We start from the raw sequence: 18,526 nt of genomic DNA on the forward strand, positions 1-18,526 counted from the left end.
CTACCCCCTCGTCAGCCCAGTAATGCTGGGCTCGTTGCCAATTCGGCGGCCTGCCGCAGGGCTTCGACCATGCTACCGGCTTCGGCGATGCCCTTACCTGCAATATCGAACGCAGTGCCGTGATCGACGGAGGTGCGGATGACCGGCAGGCCGACGGTGATGTTGACGCCTGCCTCGATTCCGAGCACCTTGACCGGGCCGTGACCCTGGTCGTGGTACATCGCGACGATCAAGTCGTAATCGCCTCGGCCGGCCAGGAAGAACGCGGTGTCGGCGGGCAGCGGGCCCACCGCATCGATGCCGTCGGCCTTCAACTTCTCGACGGCAGGCACGATCTTGAGGTCCTCCTCGCCGTAGCCGAACAAGCCGTTCTCGCCGGCATGCGGATTGATGCCACACACACCGATTTTCGGGTTCGGAGTGCCCGAGCGGACGAGGGCCTCATGTCCGCGTCGGATCGTTCGCTCGACGAGTCCCGGCTCGATCTTCGCGACGGCGTCGAGCAGACCGATGTGCGTGGTGACGTGAATGACCTTGAGCTTGGGGGTGGACAGCATCATCGACACCTCCTCGGTGCCGGTCAGGTGGGCCAGCAGCTCGGTGTGGCCCGGGAAGATGTGCCCGGCGGCGTGCAAGGCCTCCTTGTTGAGCGGGGCGGTGCAGATGGCCTGGACTTCACCTCTCACGGCGAGTTCGCTTGCAACGCGGATGTAGTGGAACGCGGCGTCGCCTGCCACGGCCGACAACTGCCCCCACTGGAGGTCGTCGGGAAGCAGGCCGAGATCGATCACGTTGATGCGCCGCGGGCTGAACTGTGCGGCATCGACGGTGTCGATCGTGACGATGTCGACGTCCACCCCGAGAACCTGAGCGGCCAGGCGCAGCCGCGGAGCATCGCCGATGACGACAGGCTTGCACCGTTCGAGCGTTGCCGGATCGATCATGGCGGGCACGATGACCTCGGGGCCGATGCCCGCGCCGTCGCCCATGGTTACCGCGATGTACGGCCGAAGTGCTGTGGTCATGTCAAAGCCTCACTGTGAGAAGAAGAAAGCGTACGAGCAGTGCCGTGTAGGTACGCGGCCATTGCGACGAGACTGTCCGGGCCGCCGAAGCTCCCGGGGCGGGTGGCGACGTATTCGCCTGCGGGTGTGCGGGATACGACCGCCCCGTGATGGATTTCGGCAACCGGACGAAGGGCGGTGACACCCAGGCCGTCGAGCACCCGGCGGGCGGTTTCCCCGCCGGTGAGTACGAGACTCACCGAGAGCCCGCGAACAGCCTCGGCGACCGTGCCGGCGAGCGCCTGGGATATGTCGGCCGAGCGCGACGCGTCCACCGGCCCCGCCAGGGACAGCACCACCGTTCCGTCGGACAGGGCGCTGCGCACCCTGTCTGCGCAGGCGTGGGTCTGCGGCAACTCGTCGACGTGGACGGCGACGTGCGTTGCACCGGCCTCGACCAACTCCGATACTTGCTGCATCGCAACCGATTCGGCGGTTCCGACGACGACGAGAACCGAATCCTGGGTCACTGCCGCAGCGTCGCGATATCGAGGATCGAGGGTACGCGCCACGGCCGCCGCCAGCGCCGAGGTGCCGACGAGTCGGACACCCGGAATGTTCGCCGACACCGCCACGATGGCGTCGAGGTCTGCATCGGACCGGACGTCGAACACTGCCACTGCGCCGGAATCGACTGCAGCACGAAGTGCTTCGGGGCCGTCGTCGGATGCGACGGTGACAGTGGGGACTCGTCCGAAGAGCTCGGTGATCGAGGACGGAGCCTCGGTGGGCTCCATGGCCCACCGGCCGCTGAGATGCAGCGGAACGCCGTCGATGTGAGGGACGCCGTTCTCGACGGTGCGGCCGAGAGCGGGAAGCCCGGCGGCGAACACGACGGGGCCGGTGGCGAGCAGCGATTCGACCTCGGCGGCAATGTGTCCGCGCAGCATCGAATCGATCTTCTTCACGACCGTGACGTGCGACGGCAGTAGTGCGATGGACTCACGTACGCGGGCCGCGGCCTCGTCGGGGGACATGACTCGGGTGCCGAGATCGACGACGCAGACGTCGGTGTCGGTCCCGTCGTCGATGCTGCCGATGTCGATTCGCAGTGACACGTCACGATCGAGGAACAGTGCGGCCGATTCTGCTGCACCCGACAGGTCGTCGGCGAGAATTGCGATTGCGGGGCGCTGCGGGATGGTCATCGTGCGCTCACCCCTTCAATTCTGCGCTGTGTGCGCACTTCAAGGTAGCACTATTGCGTGTTTCACGCAGCTTCATAGCGACGTTCCTGCGCACTGGACGATCGTCTGCCCGGTGATGCTGCGTCCGTGCGGGGAGAGCAGGAACGCGACAGTCTCGGCGACTTCCTCCGGAGCGATGAAATGACCCAACGGCGGCGTGATCGGAGGGGTGGAGACGCGTCCGGGATCGTTGAGCATCGGTGTGTCCGTCGGGCCCGGCGCGACAACGTTGACGGTGATTCCGCGCGAGACCAACTCCATGGCCCACGATCGGGCCATGCCCGTCAACGCGGACTTGGTGGCGACGTACTGGCTCTTGCCTGCCACCCCGGTCATCGTCCTGCTGCCGATCATGACCACTCGACCGCCGTCGACCATCCGAGGCACCAGCCCGTTCACCAGAATCTCGGCCGCTGCCACGTGCACCCGCCACATCACCTCGCTGTGCGCGGGATCGAGCGCGCCGAGCCGCCCCGAACGCTGGACTCCCGCGGCATGGACGATCGAATGGGGGTCGGGCAGTCGGTCGACGACGGCAGATACCGCCGCACTGTCGGCCAGATCCACGCCGATCCACCGATGTGGGCCGCCGTCCTCGAAGCCGGTCGCAGGTCGAGAACGGCTCAGGCCGGTCACCTGCCAGCCGCGGTCGGACAGCGTCCGAGCGATCGATGCACCGATGCCGCTGCTCACTCCGGTCACGACGGCATGCAATGGGGATGTCACCGGCCGTCACCGATCCAGGTCGGCTCGAGCCGAACGTACTTGATGGCCTGGCGAAAGTACGTGTACGCAACGTGAATTCGGCCGTCGGGGCCGTACACGATCGACGGGTACGAGAACTCGCGGTTCGACCCATCCCTGGAGTTGTTGGTCAAGCAGTAACCATCGCCCTCGTCGAGGTTGCGCCGAACCGGCCAGGTCACGCCACCGTCGGACGAGAGTGCCAGCGTCATCGGGGCACGCGGTGCACCCCAGAATGCGGCGCGGTCGTCACCGTCGTCGAGAGGACTCTCGGAGGTGTCGGTGCCCTCGGCCAGTCCGTCGTCGTCGATCTCGTCGTAGAGCGATACTCGGCGGGCGGTGGCGTCGAGCGCGGAAGAGTGGTTGTACACGAGCGCGAGGGTTCCGTCGCCGTGCCCGACGACCTGAATGGAGGAGTTGTTGTTCGGCAGCTCGGTGGCGACCGGGGCGCTCCACGTCTCGGCGTCGTCGGTCGAGACGCTTCGGTAGATGTGATCGGCCCAGCGGCTGCGGTACAACGCCACCAGCGAACCGTCCTGTTGCACAACGATGTTCATGTGGACGCATCCGAGGCTGCCTGGCACGACGACCTCACGCCACGTCGCACCGTCGTCGTCGGAGATCAGGACCCCGCTGTAGTCGCGATCGCCCACCCACTTCCGTCCGTCGATCTTGACGCAGTGAAAGACCGGCAGCAACAGGCGTCCCTTTGCCAGCTGTACGACGGGCTGCCGGACGAACACGCCACCCGCGTCGGTCTCGGGAACCAACACGTGCGTCTCGCCCCACGTCGACCCGCCGTCGGACGAGATGCGACGCAGTACCCGTGCGGTGTCCTGATTGCCGGCGTGCTGAGAAGTCCACAGCAACCAGACCTCGCCCGAATCACGAACGAACAGAACGGGGTTCTGCTCGGAACGGGTGCCGTCGTCGGACAGCTGGATCGGGGTGCTCCACTGCTGTTGTTCGGCATCGAGGCGCGAGAACCAGACACTGATGTCGGGAACACCCTCCTGCGTGCCGGCGAACCACACACATGCCAGGGCCCCGTCGGGCAGGATCGCCAGATTCGCCGCATGATTCTGCACCTGCGGGGCAGGGAGGAACGCGTCGGATCGACCGGGCTCGGACGTCGCACGCAGGGTGCCGTCGGCGAGGAGGTCGCCGGGGGTGAGGAAGCTCGTGTTGCTCATGTTCTACCTCTTCTCTCTCAGGAAGTGAGAGTGACCGAAGCCATGTCGTAGGAGTTGGTGGGCCGCAGATCGATTCCGTCGATGCGATTGCGTCGGGCGATGACCGTCTTGGGTACGAACGACCACAGGCACGGCCACGTCTCCCAGATCTGACGCTGCGCCTGCGCGAGTGTCTCGTTGCGGGTGACGCTGTCGGCATCCTCGGAAGCCTTGGCGATCAGTGCGGTGATCTCGGGAAAGATGTAGCCGTGATACGTATCTCGGGTCTCTTCCTTCGCAGCAGTGCCCGCGTACATACCCTGCATGATGGTGACCGCGAGTCCGGTGGGGCTGGGGAAACCGTTGCCGAGAATGTCCCAGTCGCCCGCCTTGCCCTGACGCCACGTCGAGATGTCGCCGCCCGGCTCGAACTGCTGCAGGGTCGCACGGACGCCGACTGCGGACAGCATCTGCAGAACCGACTCCATGATGTCGGTGTCGGCGGCGAATTCACCTGTCTCCCAAATGATCTTCACTTCCAGGTCTTGCACTCCGAGCGCGTCGAGCTCCTGGCGTGCGCGCTGTGGATCGTAGACGTACTCACCGGTCTCGATCGCGCCGGTCAGAATGCCGGGGACCACGCCGCGGGACGGAGTTGCCGCGCCCTGCATCACCTGGTCGATCAACGCATTCCCGTTGATCGCGTAGCTCAGTGCTCTACGGACGCGCGGATCGGCCAGTGGGTGCCCGGCCGGTTTGCGGAAGTTGTAGAAGAGCTGGTTGAGGCGCACCCCGTCGGTGCGTTCTACCGTGACGCCGGCCAGGCCCGAGAGCTGATCGGCGGCATCCGGGGTGATGGCGTCGATGACATCGACTTCGCCGCTGCGCAGAGAGACGACGCGATTGGACTCGTCGGGGACGAAACGTACGTTGACCGAATCGACCGAAGCCGGCGTGCCCCAGTACTTCTCGTTACGCGCCAGCGAGTAGTTGCCGGTACCGCGGTCTGCGTCGGTGACCACGAACGGCCCGGTACCGACGCCACCCTGAAGATCCTCGGGGACGTTGTCCTCAGCGGGAGTGATCAGAATGTTCGACATCAGGTAGTCCAGGACCGGGATGGGGCGCTGCGTGTCGAGCGTGAACGTCGAGTCGTCGATCTTGCCGACGGTGGGCCACTCGGGGAAGAAGGTGCCCACGAACCCACCGGTGACCTGGCTGTACATGCGCAGTGCCGTGTCGACATCCTCCACCCGAACCGGCCGACCGTCGGAATAGGCGATACCCGGTCGCAGATGCACCAGCCATCGCGTCGGTGCGACCAGCTCGAAGCTGTCGGCCAGGACGAGCTGCACTGCCAGCGCAGAATCGATGGTGGTCAGGGCCTGGCGGATCGAGCGCTGAACGGTCAGAGCGGCATCGAACTGCAGAAGCTTGTTGTCCAGGCTCACCATGGATCGGTTCATCGCGAGGCTGACGGTGTCGGGGCCGGGACGACCGGTAGGAGTTGCGCAGGCGCTCACGCCGCCGAGCGAAAGCCCGGCTCCGAGTATCAGACTCGTGCGGAACAGTGACCGTCGTGAAAAGCGCTGGTTGGCAAAGCTTTCGGTCATCGTTGACCTCTCGGGACTGTCACATCGAAATGTGGATGTCGGTTCGGGTCTCGTAGACCCGCGTCGACGAAAGTGATCGTGGACACAACCGGACTGTACTACGAAATGCTTGAAATGCGCAGAAAAATATTGCCAGTTGCGCAAAACGCGCATGAGTGCAATTGTGAGCTGAGTTACAACAAGGCAGTGTTATCGAAAGGTCGACGATGACCCAGGTAAGACCACAATCGCAGGTGGGTCGATGACTCAGCTCACCGCCAGCCCGCCGAGTGTGCCGAAGGCCAAGGCCGATTCCGTGCTGCCCGCATTTCTCGCTGCGCCCATGGCGCGCTACGTGGTGCGGCGACTCGGGCAGAGCCTGCTCACCATCTTCCTGACGCTCACCACGGTGTTCGTGCTCATTCGCATGGCTCCCGGCGACCCGGCCTACTCCATGGCCGGCCCGCTCGCCAGTACGGAAGACCTCGCGCAGATCCGCACCAATCTGGGCCTGGACCAGTCGATCTTCACTCAGTACGCGCTATACCTGAAGGGCCTGTTCACACTCGACCTCGGTACCTCGTACTCCTTCCAGGCACCGGCACTCGACGTGGTTCTGCAGCGCATTCCGTACACGATCACCCTGGCCTTCGCCGCCATCCTGCTGACCACCGTGGTGTCGATTCCCCTGGGCATCTGGATGGCTCGCCGCGCCGACACCCGACGCGAACTCGGCGCGAACGTCGTGACGATCGCCGGTCAGTCGATGCCGGACTTCTGGACCGGCCTGATGCTGCTGACGTTCTTCGCCGTATTGGTTCCCGTACTCCCCGCAGCCGGATTCACCAGCTGGTCCTCGCTGATCCTGCCCGCCGTCACCGTGGCCATCCTGCAGATCGCCCTGATCTCCCGCATGGTCCGACGCGAGATGGTCAACGCCTACGCCTCCCCGTACGTCACCGTCGCCCGATCGAGAGGCGTCACCGAACGCGAGATCACCTGGCGCTACGCCCTGCGGAACTCGTCGATCCCCGTCGTCACCGCACTGGGCACCAGATTCGCGTCGATGCTCAACGGCGTCGTCGTGGTCGAGGTGGTCTTCGCATGGCCGGGCGTCGGTTCACTCGTGGTTCGCGCCCTCGAAACCAGGGACTACCCGCTGATCCAAGCCACCGTTCTGGTCACCGCAGTGCTCGCTGTTCTGGTGCAACTGGCCGTCGACCTCTGCTATCCGCTCCTCGATCCACGCGTTCGCCTCGGGAAGGCAGCAAACTGATGACAGTCGTCGACAAGCCAACGGACACTCCACGTCCCAGCGCCGTCACCGCGAAGGACTTCGCATCGGCGGGTGCCACCCGTCGCCGACGCGACAGCCGCGTGAAGATCTGGATCGGCACCGCGTGTGCACTCGTGGTCATCCTCCCGGTCGCCTTCGCGCGGGTGCTGCCCCTCGACTCGCCCGATGCCACCGACCTCGGTCAACGCCGGCTCGCGCCGCTGACCGACGGACATCTGTTCGGCACCGATCAACTCGGCCGAGATCTGCTGGCGCGCGTGCTCTACGGCGGACAGGTCTCGCTCACCGTGGGAATTCTGGCCGTCATCGTCTCCGGTCTCATCGGACTGACCCTGGGATCACTGGCGGGCTTTCTCGGCGGCTGGGTGGACGCGACAGTCTCCCGCCTGCTCGAAGCTCAGCTGTCACTGCCACTTCTGATGATGCTGCTGCTCGTCGTCGCCCTGTTCGGTCCGTCGATTCCGGTCATCACCTTCGTCATCGCCATCGCGCAGTGGCCCGAAATCGCCCGTCTCACGCGATCACTGGTGCTCGTGGAGCGGGAGAAGCCCTACATTGCCGCGGCTCGGGTGCTCGGCCTCGGCCGCATCGCCATCCTGCTTCGCCACGTCGTTCCCAACATCATCAAGCAGGCGTCGCTCGTGGTTCTGCTGTTACTGGCGCAGGCCGTGCTGCTCGAAAGCGCGTTGAGCTACCTCGGTGCCGGGCCGCAACGTCCGTTCGCCACCTGGGGTCGCATCATCTCCGACGGCCAGGACTACATCACCACCTCGTGGTGGCTCGTCACCTTGCCCGGCCTGGTCATCGTGCTCCTCGTCGTGGGAGTCAACCTGCTCGGCGACGGACTTCGAGACCGCCCCGCCGGATCGGGCCTGCTGCGAATGTTCTCCCGCACGAACAAGAAAGGGCGTGCCTGAGAGATGGGCAATCTACTGAAGGTCGACGAACTGCAGATCGAGTTGGTCACCGACAAGGGCCTCATCAGAGCCGTCGACGGTGTCTCGTTCTGCATCGAAGCAGGAGAGACGGTGACCATCATCGGTGAATCGGGCTCCGGCAAGTCCACGACAGCAATGGGCATCCTCGGGTTGCTGCCGTCCGATCTGGCGGTGCTGTCCGGATCGGTGACGTTCAAGGACACCGAGATACTCGGAAAAGACAAGGAACTCTGCGGAATCCGGGGCAAGCACATCGCGCTGATCCCGCAGGATCCGATGACGGCTCTGAGCCCGGTGCACACCATCGGCAGTCAGCTGCGCGAAGCCGTTCGGCACAGTGGGGTATCGGGTCGATCCGAACAGACCAAGCGCTGCATCGAACTGCTCGAACAGGTCCGCATACCCGACCCCGCAACACAATTGGACAAATACCCACACCAGTTGTCCGGCGGCATGCTGCAACGAGTACTGATCGCGGGCGCATTGGCCTCCGGGCCGGAGCTCATCGTCGCGGACGAGCCGACCAGTGCGCTCGACGTCACCGTGCAGGCAAGCATCCTCGATCTGCTGCTCGAACTACAGGAGCGCACCGGCATCGGCATGCTCGTCATCACCCACGACCTGGGCGTGGCTCGGCTGATGTCCGATCGTATCTACGTCATGAAAAGCGGCGTGTTCGTGGAGAACGGTGGAGCCGAGGAGCTCGTCAACGCTCCCAAGAGCCCGTACACGAAGAATCTGCTCGACGCGATCCCGCAGTTGGGGCCCTGGAACGAGAAGGTGGAGGCCGCGGTATGAGCGCACCATTGTTGTCGGTGGAGAACCTCGTCGTCGAATACCCGGTCGGTAACGGCGTGTTCAGAGCCGTCGACTCGGTGAGTTTCTCGGTGGAGAGGGGCAAAACCGTTGCTGTAGTGGGTGAATCGGGCTGCGGCAAATCGACGATCGCCAAGTCGATCGTGCGGTTGTTGACGCCCACGTCGGGATCGATCATGGTCGACGGCACGGACATCGCGCAGATGTCCGAAAAAGCACTGCGACCCTTCCGGTCTCGCGTCCAGATGGTCTTCCAGGATCCGTACGGTTCACTGGATCCGCACCTCACCGCAGTCGATATCGTCGGAGAACCGCTTCGGCTCAAAGGTATTCGGAGCAAGTCCGAACGCGCGGCCAGAGCAGCAGAACTGATCGACCGCGTCGGGTTGCCGAGCACTGCCCTGACTCGTCGACCAGCGGAGTTCTCGGGCGGACAGCGTCAACGAATCGGTATCGCCCGCGCACTGGCGTCGGGACCGGAGATCCTCGTGTGCGACGAGGCCACCAGCGCGTTGGACGTCTCCGTTCAGGCCCAGGTGCTGGAATTGCTGCGCGAGATCCAGCAGCAGACGGGACTGACCTACGTGTTCATCTCGCACAACCTCGGCGTCGTGCGCGAAATCAGTGAGACGGTAGTCGTCATGTCCAAGGGACGCATCGTCGAACGCGGTGACACCGAGGAAGTACTCGCGCGACCGAAGCAGCCGTACACCCGCGCGCTGCGAGCGGCAGCTCTCGACCCCTCGACGATGACAGGAACCAAACCGCGACATATCGTTTCGCGGCTCGCCAAGACTGGAGTAACCGCATGACCGCGCTGGATATCTCACCCCTCGTCCTGGGAACGATGACGTTCGGCGATACCGTCGACGCATCCGGGGCGGCCAAGATGGTGGACGCTGCCCTGGACGCCGGCATCACCCATATCGATACCGCGAACGGCTACGCGGGCGGTGAATCGGAGCGGATTCTCGCTGACCTTCTCGCCACTCGCCGTGATCGCGTCACGCTCGCCACCAAGGCCGGTATGCCGCACCCCGACGCCGATGGCAACAGCCCGCTGTCTCCGAAAGGGTTGCGACTCAGCATCGATGCCAGCCTGTCGCGGTTGGGCACCGACTACGTGGACCTGTTCTATCTGCATCAACCCGATCGTGCGACTCCTCTGTCCGACACTCTTGTTGCGGTCGCCGAGCTGGTGTCCGAAGGAAAGATCAGGGCACTGGGTGTCTCGAACTTCGCTGCCTGGCAGATCGGTGAAGTCAATCGGGTAGCGGACGACGTGGGTGCGCCCCGACCCGTTGTGGCGCAGCAGTTGTACAACCTGCTCGCCCGTCGGATCGAAGAAGAGTACGTGGAGTTCGCGGCCGTCACGGGCCTGATCACGATGGTCTACAACCCGCTCGGCGGCGGGCTCCTCACCGGCAAACACGCTGCGGGAGTGCAACCGACCGACGGCCGATTCGGAGATTCGCGCCTGGCCACGATGTACCGCGAACGGTACTGGAACACTGCAATATTCGACGCCATCGCCCAGCTCGGTATCGTGGCAGACAACGCCGGAATGCCGCTGACCGAGCTGGCTCTACGATGGCTGGTGTCCAAGCCCGCGACCGGACCGGTGTTGCTCGGCGGCTCCAAAGTGGAGCATCTCGAATCGAACATCGCCGCCCTCGGCCGCGGGCCGCTCCCCGACGACGTGGTCGCAGCATGCGATGAGGTCGGCGCGGCTCTGCGCGGACCGATGCCGAACTACAACCGCTGAGAGGCTTTTCAATGACTGCACAGGAATTCGCCGCCCGCGTACGCAACCGCGAACAGATCCTCGGGTATTGGTCGGTCATCGACAGCCCCGTCTCCACCGAATGGCTCGCCCATGTGGGGTGGGACTACATCGCACTCGATCTGCAGCACGGCCTGATCGGATACTCGGGCATGCTGGCAGGAATCACCGCTATCGACGCCGCACAGGGACCGGCCGCTCTGGTGCGCGTCGAAGCCAACAACGCCACGGTGATCGGCCGGGCCCTCGACGCCGGTGCAGCGGGAGTCATCGTGCCCCTCATCGACACTGCCGAAGACGCTGCCGCCGCGGTAGCGGCAGCTACCTACCCGCCCGAAGGCATCAGGTCCTACGGTCCGATGCGCTCCCAACTACGCATCGGGCCCAACCCCGCCGATGCCAACCGCGATACCGTCGTCCTCGCGATGATCGAGACACCTCAGGGCCTGGCCAACGTCGAAGAGATCTGTGCCGTCCCTGGTCTGGACGGCGTCTACGTAGGGCCATCGGACCTACGCCTGGCCGTCGGAGGGTCCTCGCCGAGCGACCCATCAGTGGACGAAGAATTCGACGCCGCCATCGTCCGAGTCCAGAAGGCCGCCGCGGCAGCGGGCATCACCGCAGGGATTCATACCGCATCGGGAAGCATTGCTGCGCAACGACTTGCCCAGGGCTACACGTTGGCCACCGTTGCATCCGACCTGACGCACCTCAAAGCCGTGTCGGCCGAGCACCTAGCGGCGGCGCGGGGATAGGCCCACGCTTCTTGCGCGAATCCACCCGATACGCGAGATAGAGATACAGAAAGCCGGTAACGGTGCCGCCGAGACATCCTGCTGCAATATCGAGGGCGGTGGATCCCGAGTTGATCGTGAAGTGGAGCAGGAGGAACCCTATTGCGACGGCCGGGACGAGTGCCAGGGCGTTGATGTAATCGGCGCGAGTTGCGCCGCACTTCTTGCTCAACGCGCCGGTCATGACCCACTCGCGAAATGGCTTCTGCATCTCAGGCTCCTCGTATGGGTCTGATTTGTCCCGTTCAGCCAGGATACCGGAGAGTTGGTTTAGGTAGGGTTCGAGTTATGCGCGCTGTTGTCTTCCTCGCTGTACTCGCGATCATCTACAAGTGGCCGGTGTTCGGAGACAGCCCTGGCCACTGGTCGGCCCTGAGTCAGGGAATCATGTTCGGCGCGATCATCAGCACCGTCGCTACTCCTGCGGGATGGAAGGCTATCCGCCGCATAGACGGACGGATGCGGTCTTAGGTCGATGCCCGTGGGGCGGCGTTGGTCCGGATTGCGCCGCAAACGCGAGCGCATTCGTCAGGTGCGCGCGGATTCGTCGCCAATTTCGACCGCCAGAGAGGGCCATTCGACAAAAGCGCGCGCGTTTGCGGCGGGGTTCAGTCCCGTTTCGTGACTCGGCCGGAGCAGTTCGGCGTGGGCACCCGTTGCCTCCCAATCCACCTGAATCGGGTGCAGATAGCCGGTCAGCGCGGTCAGCTGCACCCGATTCGAGGGTGGTGAGGCCATGTGTTTGGGTGAGTCCCATGGACTGGGTCGGCAGAGAGCTGTGCGTGGCCGCGGGGAGCGGGGCAGTCACGTCGGCGGTACTCATCGCACCGGTCATCGATGGCAACTGGTGGGACCTGACTCTCCCAGCCGTACTCGGTGCAATCGGTGGACTGCTGGTGGGATTCGCGGCGGTGGTCGGCGGCAAGTACGCACTGAAGACTGCGGTGCCGTGGCCACCGAGCGGTCGCACACAATGGCGACACCGATTTGCCCTGTGCACTGCGGCAGTGGTGACACTGTTCGTTTCCGGGCTCTTGGTATGGGCGAGCGCTTCCTCGGCGATGGTCGCGTCGGACAGCGCGGAGCCGCCGATACAGTTGATGGTGACAATTGCGATGACTGCAATCAGTTACGTGTTCGCGTACTTCCTTGCGCCCGAGGTCAACTGACTCCGGCTGGAGCGGTTCAGTTCGATTCAGTGAGCGAGCCGCAGGTCAGCCTCATTTGCAGGCCTCGTGATCGTCGAACGCGCCCACGAATCTGCAGGCAACATCACGCGGGACTCTCCACTGGTTGTCGTATCGGATAAAGGGAATCGGTCCGACGGGGTAACCCTCCATGCTTCGGACCATCCCGACACCCATGGCCTCGACCGAATCGGGACCGGTCGAAGCGACGGTTGTGAATTCGATGTGTTGCGGATCCGGCTGAGCGCCCCAGGCGCGTGCGAGCCGCACGTTGTTCTCGGCCGGCCCGTCGAACAATCGAGCTCGATCTTCTTCGCGAATCGAGTAGTCCACACTCGCTGCGAACAGAGCCGTCAACTGGGCTGCGGTCGGCACATCGTCGGTGATGGGCGTTGGCGGAGGGGCGAATTGCGTCGGGCTGATCGATGCGACCGGCGACTTCGGCTCGTCCACCTCGACGGGGGAGCAGGCGCAGGCAAGGAACACCACGGCGACCGCGCTCACTCCGACAAGTTTCACCGGCCCAGTATGGACCGAAACAGTGTGGCGGGTAGGTGAATAGCCTTCAGATACCCGACGTCTTCAGGCGTCGGTTGTGTTGCGCGGTGATCACCAGTACCGGCACGGCGATCGGCAGAATGAGGGCCGCCGCTGGAAGAACGAGGGCAGCAGGAGCAGTCGTCAGGTCCCACACCGCTCCAGCCACTATCCACGCGCTCGCGACCGCTACGGCCTGCGCGCCTACTCGGAGGGTCGTCACTTTCCACGGGGAACGAACCTCGAACGTGCCTATGGTCATCGGCAGATAGTGGCCCTCGTTCACCTGTGACAGCCGCAGCGTCGCGACACTCATCATGGCTGCGCTGATGGCAGCGAGCAGGAGGCCGAGAAACAACATGCTCAGTACGATACGCAAACTTGTGGCCCTAGGCTGCTGGTATGACTGCCGCTGCGAATTCCGATGCGACCCGTCGTAGGGTGCCGTCCTGGTTAAGGGAGTTGACGGTTCTGGTCGTGGTCGCATTGTTACTGAGTGTGCTGCTGCAAACATTTGTCGGCCGTGTCTATCTCATCCCGTCGCAGTCCATGGAACCCACGCTGCACGGCTGTCCCGGTTGTACCGGTGATCGAATCGTGGTGGACAAGATGACGTTTCGATTCGGCGATCCGCAGCCGGGTGACGTGGTGGTGTTCAAGGCTCCGACGGAGTCGTGGAACAGGGGATACACGTCGAGCCGATCGAGCAACGCAGGAGCGAAGGCGTTGCAGGACGTGGGATCGTGGGCCGGACTCGTCGCGCCCGACGAGAACGACCTGGTGAAACGAGTGATCGCAACAGGCGGGCAAACCGTCCAGTGCTGCGATGTGCAAGGAAGAGTCGAGGTCGACGGGCAGCCGCTCGACGAGCCCTACATCGCGTTCGACTTCCCCTACGACGCGGACACACTCACCTGCGCAACAGTTCCGCAGTCCGGTCGCTGTTTCGGGCCGGTGACCGTACCGTCCGGCAATCTGTGGATGATGGGCGACAATCGAAGCGGCTCAGCCGATTCGAGGGCACACTCCCGTGACGAACTGGGCGGAACGGTCCCTATCGGGAATGTGATCGGCAAGGCCAGATTCATAGTGCTGCCACCGTCGAGATGGGGAGCCATCGAATCGCCTGCGATACAGCGCTGATCGAGCGCATTCCCACGATCCCGTCGAGTAGCGGCGTCTTCAGAACCCGAGATCGCGTTTACGACGCTCGCGTTCGATGCGCCGCTGTTCCTCGGCGCGTTCGCGGCATTGCCGGAGGAATTCGGCGTCCGCATCCGGATTCTGGGCGGCCTGACGTCCCGGCCGCGTCTCGTACTCGGGGTACGCGGAGTTGCTCGCGCGACCGTAACCGGACCCGCCGGCACCTCCCCAAATCCCGGCACCGACGGGTCGGCCCGCAACGAGCCAGGCCAACGACCCGGCAAAGGGGAGGAAGACGATGAGCAGAATCCAAACGATCTTGGGCAGGTAGCGGATGCCGCCCTCGTCTGCGGTGATCGCGTCGATCAGACAGAACACCCACAGCAGCATGACCAGCAAACCGAAATACGGCATTGTGTCCCTCCATGTCCAAGACCGCTCGGTCCGTTGTATCGAAGATCGTAGCGCTGTCCTCGCGATTTCGACAGACGAGTCGGTTTGGAAATCTTGGTGGGGCTCGGACACGGCCGGATGTTGCGTCAATGTCCTTGGCAGTAGATGTACAGAGATGATCGCTGACCATCTTTGGTGAGCAGGACGGTCACCGGATCTGTCGTGCTCTTCGCCCCGACAGAGGTGGTCAGCATCTCCGACTCACACGTGAAATTCACCCTCGCCCAGCTTCCCGGGGGCACCGTCTGGCACGCGAAGGGCTGAAGCGGAGGATAAGACGGGTTGGCCGCCGACAGCGTGAGTCCGTCACCGAGTTCGTCCGGTGCGTCGAATCGAGCCGACCAGGCGGGCTGACCCGAGAACTCCGAATGTGTCGCACCCTGCGCGAACTCGAAGCCATCCGGAACTGTGAACGCTATGCGTTGCAGATTGTGCGTTACTTCATCGCTGTCCATGGACCTGGGCTTGCCGATCTCGCTGGCGCACGAGGCCGTGAGGAGAACAAGAATTGCCGATGCGCAGAGGGCCTTGCGTGAATTGGTCATGGACGCAGCGAGATCGGGCGGACGCGTGTGCGCCTATTGCCGAGCATTGTCATGGCCCGCAATGGGCCTGGTCCTCAGACCGACGAGAACAACGACAAGGGTCGTCAGAAACACCGCGGGATAGGTGAATTGGACGGCGAACTCGAAGGCGGGGGAGCCCTCGAACATGAAGATTCCGATGGCCTTGATGCCGCGGTAGTCGGTGAAGTACCAGGCAATCATCGGCGTGGTCACGGCGATCGGGGCCAGCCAACTCCACCAGGTTCGGTGTCGGTTGGCGTAGTCGAGGGCGAGGACGGTCAACGGAATGCACCACACCCAGTGATGGCCCCACGCGAAAGGCGAGACCATCGGCGTCGCAATTCCACATATCGTCAGGGCCAGCAACGTTTTTCCGGCTGCCTGCGCGCGTGCCGCCACCCACAGCGCCAGAGCGGCGACGATGACGGCGAGCACCAGCCACACGGCGAAAGGAGGTGTATTGCCCGGCCACAGTCGAGCCAATGCGCCATGGATCGACTGGTTGGCGGGTGAGGCCAGTGCACCGATTCGTTCCGAGTCGATCATCGTCGACGTCCAGAATCTCCACGAATCGGCGGGAATGACGATCAGTCCGGCAAGCACGGTTGCTGTGAACGCAGCGATCGCAGTAACGGCTGCCCGCCACTGTCTCTGTGCCAGTAGATGAAGCACGAAGAATGCGGGCGTCAGTTTCAGTCCCGCAGCAATGCCGACACCCACGCCGCGGAGACGACTGCCCTCGCCGCGGGTGAGGTCGAGCAGAACGAGAACCAGCAAGAGCAAATTGATCTGACCGAGCCAGATGGTCATGCGAACCGGCTCGAGCCACGTCAGTGCCACTGCCAATCCGACACTGACGAGATACATTGTTGCGCTTCGATATCCGAGCGCGCGCCAGCTCGCGACCACGGCCACGTAGATCAGCAACAGGTTGATCGCCTGGACCACCGTCACAGCGCTCGTGACCGAGAGGAGGGCGAGCGGGGCGAAGGCCAACGCTGCGAAGGGCGGGTAGGTGAACGGTAGGCCGATGTCGAACAATGCGAACTCGTACAGCGGTTCGCCATGCTGAACGACGTACGCACCGTGTCGATAGACGATGGTGTCGATTCCGTTGCCGAACAGACCGAAGGGGGTCGTCCATCCCAAGAAGTAGGCGTGCGCCACGACCGCGACGCACGCGGCGATGGCCGACGCGAGGAACCAGCGCCAACCGAGCCGGCCGACCCCCGTTGCATGCACTTCCGGTTGCGTCTCCCGGATGGCCGTCTCCTGGCCGTTCTCTACGCGCACGTCCGAGTCTGACCGCGCGTAGAGCGGCCGAAAACTGGACGTCGTCATGGCCTACACGATAGATCGTTGTACCTGATACAAGGAACCCGACACGGACAGACCGGTACGTTTTTGTCAGCGTCTGGCTCGGACTCCTCTCCATCCTCCCGCTGTCCGTACTACTGATCTACGAACTCGCGACGCGATAGTTCGACGAAAATCCCGGGCCGCAACTCGACCCGGGATTTTCGCTGTCCCGATCGGCACCGGATAGGTTGGTGTCCATGGATATCCGGGTGGCCGACCTTCGTCGACCTGCACTCATCGTCGTCGACGTGCAGGCCGGTTTCGAAAATTCGGAATTCTGGGGTCCGCGGGACAACTCGCAGTGCGAGAGCAATATTGTCGATCTCGTTGAGTTCTGGCGGTCCAGGGCTTGGCCGGTGGTATTCGTTCAGCATGATTCCGACAATCCACAGTCGCCGTTGTCGCCGACGCAGGACGGGCATCGCTTCAAGGACATGCTCGACGGGATTCCGGATCTGCTCGTCCACAAACGCGTCAATTCGAGCTTCTACGGCACTCCCGATCTGGACGCATGGCTGCGCGGCGAGGACATCGACCAGGTGGTCATCTGCGGAATCACCACCAACCACTGCTGCGAGACCACCGCGAGGATGGCTGGGAACCTCGGCTACGACACCTACTTCGTCATTGACGCGACGCACACCTTCGATCGCGTCGCGCCCGACGGGACTGTCGTACCCGCCGCAACACTGTCGGCCATCACGGCCACCAACCTGCACGGCGAGTTCGCGACGGTGATCGAAACGAAAGACATAACTTTCCACTGACGTCGCCCAATTTGATACCGTTCGGTATGGCCGATCGGGGAGCAGTAGCAGGGCTCGCGGGACCCATTGTGCTGCTGTATCTGGGGTACTTCGCGTCGATCCCGACTCTCTCGTCGCTGGTCCACGGGGTCTTCGACCCTCGAATAGATTGGGCCGACGCGGGTTTCGGTGAAGTGTTGCTGTTCTCGTTCCTGGTCGTGGGCGGTCTCGCCGCGTGTGTTGCGGCAGTTCGCACACTGGCCGACTCACCGAAGTTCCCCGGAATCGTCGTCACACCGGGGTCGTCGATCGGGCGGAAAGTCGACGCGGTGGTGGTGACACTGATCGCGTACGCCGTCGTTGTTCTGGTGTTCGCGACCGCTACCGCATCAGCCGGATTCCTGGTGCCGCTCATTGCGGCGTGGGCTTGCTCCAACACGATTCGGAACTATCGCGAACTGAAGAGTCGACGTCGAGCGTCCGCAACATAGCCCATGAACACCGTGCTGATACTGATGCTGATGCTCTGGTTCGTCGCGTTTGCGTACGCGGCATCCGTCGGATTCCGTTGCAGGGCAACGCATCCCGACTAATACCGTGCACGAGTGTCGGACACGGTGAAATCGACACCCCGACTGCGTGCACGAGCCAATCGATCGGTCGGGATCTGGTGCACGGTCAGTTCCATGATGGCTGTGGTGCCAATCGTATGGATCGGCTCCGAGTCTACCGTGAAAGAACGACTTGGGAGCTGGCCGGTCTGGCTGTTTACGTCGTCGTCGTCGTCGTGGTGGTGGGGGGGTTACCCGCTGGAGAAGATCAAGAAGTCGTGACGTTCGGAAGGTCCAACAACGCGAATGCGGCCTTCAATTGTGCTCGGGCTGCGTCGACTTCGGAGGTGTTGCCCGCAAGATGGCGGAGCAAGGCGCGTTGGAAGATCCCGTCGAGCAGGATGTAGGCGGAGGGGCGGTCGAGGGCCGATTCGGTGCCGCGTAGTTCGCAGTACTTCGTCACCACGCGCCGGATCATGTCTTCTCGACGTTGCTCGATGTCCGGGACGTCGAGTGACGCTGTTCCTCGCCTCGGACCGCGCAACATGGATCACGGGCAGTCACTACATTCTGGACGGCGGCCTCTCGGCGTCCCTG

The 18,526-nt window shown here is 63.6% G+C and carries 24 protein-coding genes; 11 read left to right on the top strand and 13 right to left on the bottom strand.

The window, feature by feature from the left end; genetic code table 11:
• Positions 1 to 11 precede the first annotated feature (11 nt).
• From pdxA to RFA01S_RS07635, 5 genes are all read right to left on the bottom strand, one after another.
• The gene (pdxA, locus tag RFA01S_RS28105; RefSeq protein WP_032371816.1) at positions 12 to 1,025 is read right to left on the bottom strand and encodes a 4-hydroxythreonine-4-phosphate dehydrogenase PdxA; all 1,014 of its coding nucleotides are present in this window, start codon (positions 1,023 to 1,025) and stop codon (positions 12 to 14) included.
• A complete protein-coding gene (locus tag RFA01S_RS28110) occupies positions 1,022 to 2,212 on the bottom strand; it encodes a four-carbon acid sugar kinase family protein (RefSeq protein WP_052060417.1) in 1,191 nt (396 codons plus the stop codon). Before RFA01S_RS28110 ends, pdxA begins: the two co-directional genes overlap by 4 nt.
• 72 nt (positions 2,213 to 2,284) lie before the next feature.
• Positions 2,285 to 2,977, bottom strand: coding sequence for an SDR family NAD(P)-dependent oxidoreductase (locus RFA01S_RS07625; protein ID WP_032406150.1), 693 nt, complete (start codon positions 2,975 to 2,977; stop codon positions 2,285 to 2,287).
• Positions 2,974 to 4,188, bottom strand: coding sequence for a sialidase family protein (locus RFA01S_RS07630; RefSeq protein WP_032383057.1), 1,215 nt, complete (start codon positions 4,186 to 4,188; stop codon positions 2,974 to 2,976). Before RFA01S_RS07630 ends, RFA01S_RS07625 begins: the two co-directional genes overlap by 4 nt.
• Before the next feature lie 17 nt (positions 4,189 to 4,205).
• Positions 4,206 to 5,780 carry an ABC transporter substrate-binding protein gene (locus RFA01S_RS07635; RefSeq protein ID WP_027495526.1) on the bottom strand — a complete coding sequence of 525 codons (1,575 nt, stop codon included), beginning with the start codon at positions 5,778 to 5,780 and terminating at the stop codon, positions 4,206 to 4,208.
• Between the two features lie 322 nt (positions 5,781 to 6,102).
• Here RFA01S_RS07635 and RFA01S_RS07640 point away from each other — a divergent pair, with 322 nt between their 5' ends.
• The 6 genes from RFA01S_RS07640 to RFA01S_RS07665 are packed head-to-tail and all read left to right on the top strand — an operon-like array spanning position 6,103 to position 11,348.
• A complete protein-coding gene (locus tag RFA01S_RS07640; RefSeq protein WP_027495527.1) occupies positions 6,103 to 7,035 on the top strand; it encodes an ABC transporter permease in 933 nt (310 codons plus the stop codon).
• Positions 7,035 to 7,973 (top strand): ABC transporter permease, encoded by a 939-nt coding sequence (locus tag RFA01S_RS07645; protein ID WP_027495528.1) that lies wholly within the window; start codon positions 7,035 to 7,037, stop codon positions 7,971 to 7,973. Before RFA01S_RS07640 ends, RFA01S_RS07645 begins: the two co-directional genes overlap by 1 nt.
• Before the next feature lie 3 nt (positions 7,974 to 7,976).
• Positions 7,977 to 8,792, top strand: a complete 816-nt coding sequence (locus RFA01S_RS07650; RefSeq protein ID WP_052060418.1) for an ABC transporter ATP-binding protein — start codon at positions 7,977 to 7,979, stop codon at positions 8,790 to 8,792.
• Positions 8,789 to 9,622 carry an ATP-binding cassette domain-containing protein gene (locus tag RFA01S_RS07655; RefSeq protein ID WP_052057093.1) on the top strand — a complete coding sequence of 278 codons (834 nt, stop codon included), beginning with the start codon at positions 8,789 to 8,791 and terminating at the stop codon, positions 9,620 to 9,622. Before RFA01S_RS07650 ends, RFA01S_RS07655 begins: the two co-directional genes overlap by 4 nt.
• Positions 9,619 to 10,575: an aldo/keto reductase gene (locus tag RFA01S_RS07660; RefSeq protein ID WP_032406151.1), complete on the top strand. Its 957-nt coding sequence runs from the start codon at positions 9,619 to 9,621 to the stop codon at positions 10,573 to 10,575. The genes RFA01S_RS07655 and RFA01S_RS07660 overlap by 4 nt, the downstream gene beginning before the upstream one ends.
• Positions 10,576 to 10,586: 11 nt before the next feature.
• A complete protein-coding gene (locus RFA01S_RS07665) occupies positions 10,587 to 11,348 on the top strand; it encodes an HpcH/HpaI aldolase family protein (protein WP_032371821.1) in 762 nt (253 codons plus the stop codon).
• Here the strand turns inward: RFA01S_RS07665 and RFA01S_RS07670 are convergent.
• Positions 11,305 to 11,598, bottom strand: a complete 294-nt coding sequence (locus tag RFA01S_RS07670) for a hypothetical protein (RefSeq protein WP_032386527.1) — start codon at positions 11,596 to 11,598, stop codon at positions 11,305 to 11,307. The two genes, RFA01S_RS07665 and RFA01S_RS07670, sit on opposite strands and share 44 nt — an antisense overlap.
• A gap of 77 nt (positions 11,599 to 11,675) precedes the next feature.
• Here RFA01S_RS07670 and RFA01S_RS07675 point away from each other — a divergent pair, with 77 nt between their 5' ends.
• Positions 11,676 to 11,858, top strand: coding sequence for a hypothetical protein (locus RFA01S_RS07675; RefSeq protein ID WP_032406152.1), 183 nt, complete (start codon positions 11,676 to 11,678; stop codon positions 11,856 to 11,858).
• A gap of 57 nt (positions 11,859 to 11,915) precedes the next feature.
• Here the strand turns inward: RFA01S_RS07675 and RFA01S_RS07680 are convergent, their stop codons facing one another.
• Complete coding sequence (locus RFA01S_RS07680) at positions 11,916 to 12,101, bottom strand: hypothetical protein (RefSeq protein WP_032406153.1); 186 nt, start codon at positions 12,099 to 12,101, stop codon at positions 11,916 to 11,918.
• A 41-nt stretch (positions 12,102 to 12,142) separates the two neighbouring features.
• Here RFA01S_RS07680 and RFA01S_RS07685 point away from each other — a divergent pair, with 41 nt between their 5' ends.
• Entirely contained in the window at positions 12,143 to 12,556 is a 414-nt protein-coding gene (locus tag RFA01S_RS07685; RefSeq protein ID WP_032389764.1) for a hypothetical protein, read from the top strand.
• Positions 12,557 to 12,607: 51 nt separating this feature from the next.
• On the opposite strand, the gene RFA01S_RS07690 is transcribed toward RFA01S_RS07685, so the two are convergent.
• On the bottom strand, positions 12,608 to 13,093 hold the full coding sequence (locus RFA01S_RS07690) for an MTB12 C-terminal domain-containing protein (RefSeq protein WP_052060419.1): 486 nt from the start codon (positions 13,091 to 13,093) through the stop codon (positions 12,608 to 12,610).
• Between the two features lie 46 nt (positions 13,094 to 13,139).
• Complete coding sequence (locus RFA01S_RS07695; RefSeq protein ID WP_032371823.1) at positions 13,140 to 13,472, bottom strand: hypothetical protein; 333 nt, start codon at positions 13,470 to 13,472, stop codon at positions 13,140 to 13,142.
• A gap of 41 nt (positions 13,473 to 13,513) precedes the next feature.
• Here RFA01S_RS07695 and lepB point away from each other — a divergent pair, with 41 nt between their 5' ends.
• Positions 13,514 to 14,254 (top strand): signal peptidase I, encoded by a 741-nt coding sequence (gene lepB / locus RFA01S_RS07700; RefSeq protein WP_032371824.1) that lies wholly within the window; start codon positions 13,514 to 13,516, stop codon positions 14,252 to 14,254.
• Positions 14,255 to 14,293: 39 nt separating this feature from the next.
• Here lepB and RFA01S_RS07705 read toward each other — a convergent pair whose 3' ends face one another.
• The 3 genes from RFA01S_RS07705 to RFA01S_RS07715 form a co-directional block, all read right to left on the bottom strand.
• Positions 14,294 to 14,668 carry a PLD nuclease N-terminal domain-containing protein gene (locus RFA01S_RS07705; protein ID WP_027495537.1) on the bottom strand — a complete coding sequence of 125 codons (375 nt, stop codon included), beginning with the start codon at positions 14,666 to 14,668 and terminating at the stop codon, positions 14,294 to 14,296.
• A gap of 125 nt (positions 14,669 to 14,793) precedes the next feature.
• Positions 14,794 to 15,252, bottom strand: coding sequence for a hypothetical protein (locus RFA01S_RS07710; RefSeq protein ID WP_032406154.1), 459 nt, complete (start codon positions 15,250 to 15,252; stop codon positions 14,794 to 14,796).
• 33 nt (positions 15,253 to 15,285) lie between these two features.
• Positions 15,286 to 16,614 (bottom strand): glycosyltransferase 87 family protein, encoded by a 1,329-nt coding sequence (locus tag RFA01S_RS07715; protein WP_081371293.1) that lies wholly within the window; start codon positions 16,612 to 16,614, stop codon positions 15,286 to 15,288.
• A 215-nt stretch (positions 16,615 to 16,829) separates the two neighbouring features.
• Here RFA01S_RS07715 and RFA01S_RS07720 point away from each other — a divergent pair, with 215 nt between their 5' ends.
• Together RFA01S_RS07720 and RFA01S_RS07725 are read left to right on the top strand one after the other, a co-directional pair.
• Entirely contained in the window at positions 16,830 to 17,399 is a 570-nt protein-coding gene (locus RFA01S_RS07720; RefSeq protein ID WP_032371826.1) for a cysteine hydrolase family protein, read from the top strand.
• 26 nt (positions 17,400 to 17,425) lie between these two features.
• Entirely contained in the window at positions 17,426 to 17,869 is a 444-nt protein-coding gene (locus RFA01S_RS07725; RefSeq protein WP_032389767.1) for a hypothetical protein, read from the top strand.
• A gap of 328 nt (positions 17,870 to 18,197) precedes the next feature.
• On the opposite strand, the gene RFA01S_RS07730 is transcribed toward RFA01S_RS07725, so the two are convergent.
• Entirely contained in the window at positions 18,198 to 18,476 is a 279-nt protein-coding gene (locus RFA01S_RS07730; protein WP_169879412.1) for a hypothetical protein, read from the bottom strand.
• Positions 18,477 to 18,526: the final 50 nt, after the last annotated feature.

This window comes from Rhodococcoides fascians NBRC 12155 = LMG 3623 (assembly GCF_001894785.1).
GTDB lineage: Bacteria > Actinomycetota > Actinomycetes > Mycobacteriales > Mycobacteriaceae > Rhodococcoides > Rhodococcoides fascians.

What these genes read in the sequence shown, in the direction of transcription:
- RFA01S_RS07630 (WP_032383057.1), bottom strand. Translation starts at nt 4,188, where the DNA reads ATGAGCAACACGAGCTTCCTCACCCCCGGCGACCTCCTCGCCGACGGC.
- RFA01S_RS07720 (WP_032371826.1), top strand. Translation starts at nt 16,830, where the DNA reads ATGGATATCCGGGTGGCCGACCTTCGTCGACCTGCACTCATCGTCGTC.
- RFA01S_RS07705 (WP_027495537.1), bottom strand. Translation starts at nt 14,668, where the DNA reads ATGCCGTATTTCGGTTTGCTGGTCATGCTGCTGTGGGTGTTCTGTCTG.
- RFA01S_RS07675 (WP_032406152.1), top strand. Translation starts at nt 11,676, where the DNA reads ATGCGCGCTGTTGTCTTCCTCGCTGTACTCGCGATCATCTACAAGTGG.
- RFA01S_RS07695 (WP_032371823.1), bottom strand. Translation starts at nt 13,472, where the DNA reads ATGTTGTTTCTCGGCCTCCTGCTCGCTGCCATCAGCGCAGCCATGATG.
- RFA01S_RS07650 (WP_052060418.1), top strand. Translation starts at nt 7,977, where the DNA reads ATGGGCAATCTACTGAAGGTCGACGAACTGCAGATCGAGTTGGTCACC.
- RFA01S_RS07725 (WP_032389767.1), top strand. Translation starts at nt 17,426, where the DNA reads ATGGCCGATCGGGGAGCAGTAGCAGGGCTCGCGGGACCCATTGTGCTG.
- RFA01S_RS07660 (WP_032406151.1), top strand. Translation starts at nt 9,619, where the DNA reads ATGACCGCGCTGGATATCTCACCCCTCGTCCTGGGAACGATGACGTTC.
- RFA01S_RS07685 (WP_032389764.1), top strand. Translation starts at nt 12,143, where the DNA reads ATGGACTGGGTCGGCAGAGAGCTGTGCGTGGCCGCGGGGAGCGGGGCA.
- RFA01S_RS07635 (WP_027495526.1), bottom strand. Translation starts at nt 5,780, where the DNA reads ATGACCGAAAGCTTTGCCAACCAGCGCTTTTCACGACGGTCACTGTTC.
- RFA01S_RS07715 (WP_081371293.1), bottom strand. Translation starts at nt 16,614, where the DNA reads ATGACGACGTCCAGTTTTCGGCCGCTCTACGCGCGGTCAGACTCGGAC.
- RFA01S_RS07640 (WP_027495527.1), top strand. Translation starts at nt 6,103, where the DNA reads ATGGCGCGCTACGTGGTGCGGCGACTCGGGCAGAGCCTGCTCACCATC.
- lepB (WP_032371824.1), top strand. Translation starts at nt 13,514, where the DNA reads ATGACTGCCGCTGCGAATTCCGATGCGACCCGTCGTAGGGTGCCGTCC.
- RFA01S_RS07710 (WP_032406154.1), bottom strand. Translation starts at nt 15,252, where the DNA reads ATGACCAATTCACGCAAGGCCCTCTGCGCATCGGCAATTCTTGTTCTC.
- RFA01S_RS07645 (WP_027495528.1), top strand. Translation starts at nt 7,035, where the DNA reads ATGACAGTCGTCGACAAGCCAACGGACACTCCACGTCCCAGCGCCGTC.
- RFA01S_RS07655 (WP_052057093.1), top strand. Translation starts at nt 8,789, where the DNA reads ATGAGCGCACCATTGTTGTCGGTGGAGAACCTCGTCGTCGAATACCCG.
- pdxA (WP_032371816.1), bottom strand. Translation starts at nt 1,025, where the DNA reads ATGACCACAGCACTTCGGCCGTACATCGCGGTAACCATGGGCGACGGC.
- RFA01S_RS07730 (WP_169879412.1), bottom strand. Translation starts at nt 18,476, where the DNA reads ATGTTGCGCGGTCCGAGGCGAGGAACAGCGTCACTCGACGTCCCGGAC.
- RFA01S_RS07670 (WP_032386527.1), bottom strand. Translation starts at nt 11,598, where the DNA reads ATGCAGAAGCCATTTCGCGAGTGGGTCATGACCGGCGCGTTGAGCAAG.
- RFA01S_RS28110 (WP_052060417.1), bottom strand. Translation starts at nt 2,212, where the DNA reads ATGACCATCCCGCAGCGCCCCGCAATCGCAATTCTCGCCGACGACCTG.
- RFA01S_RS07665 (WP_032371821.1), top strand. Translation starts at nt 10,587, where the DNA reads ATGACTGCACAGGAATTCGCCGCCCGCGTACGCAACCGCGAACAGATC.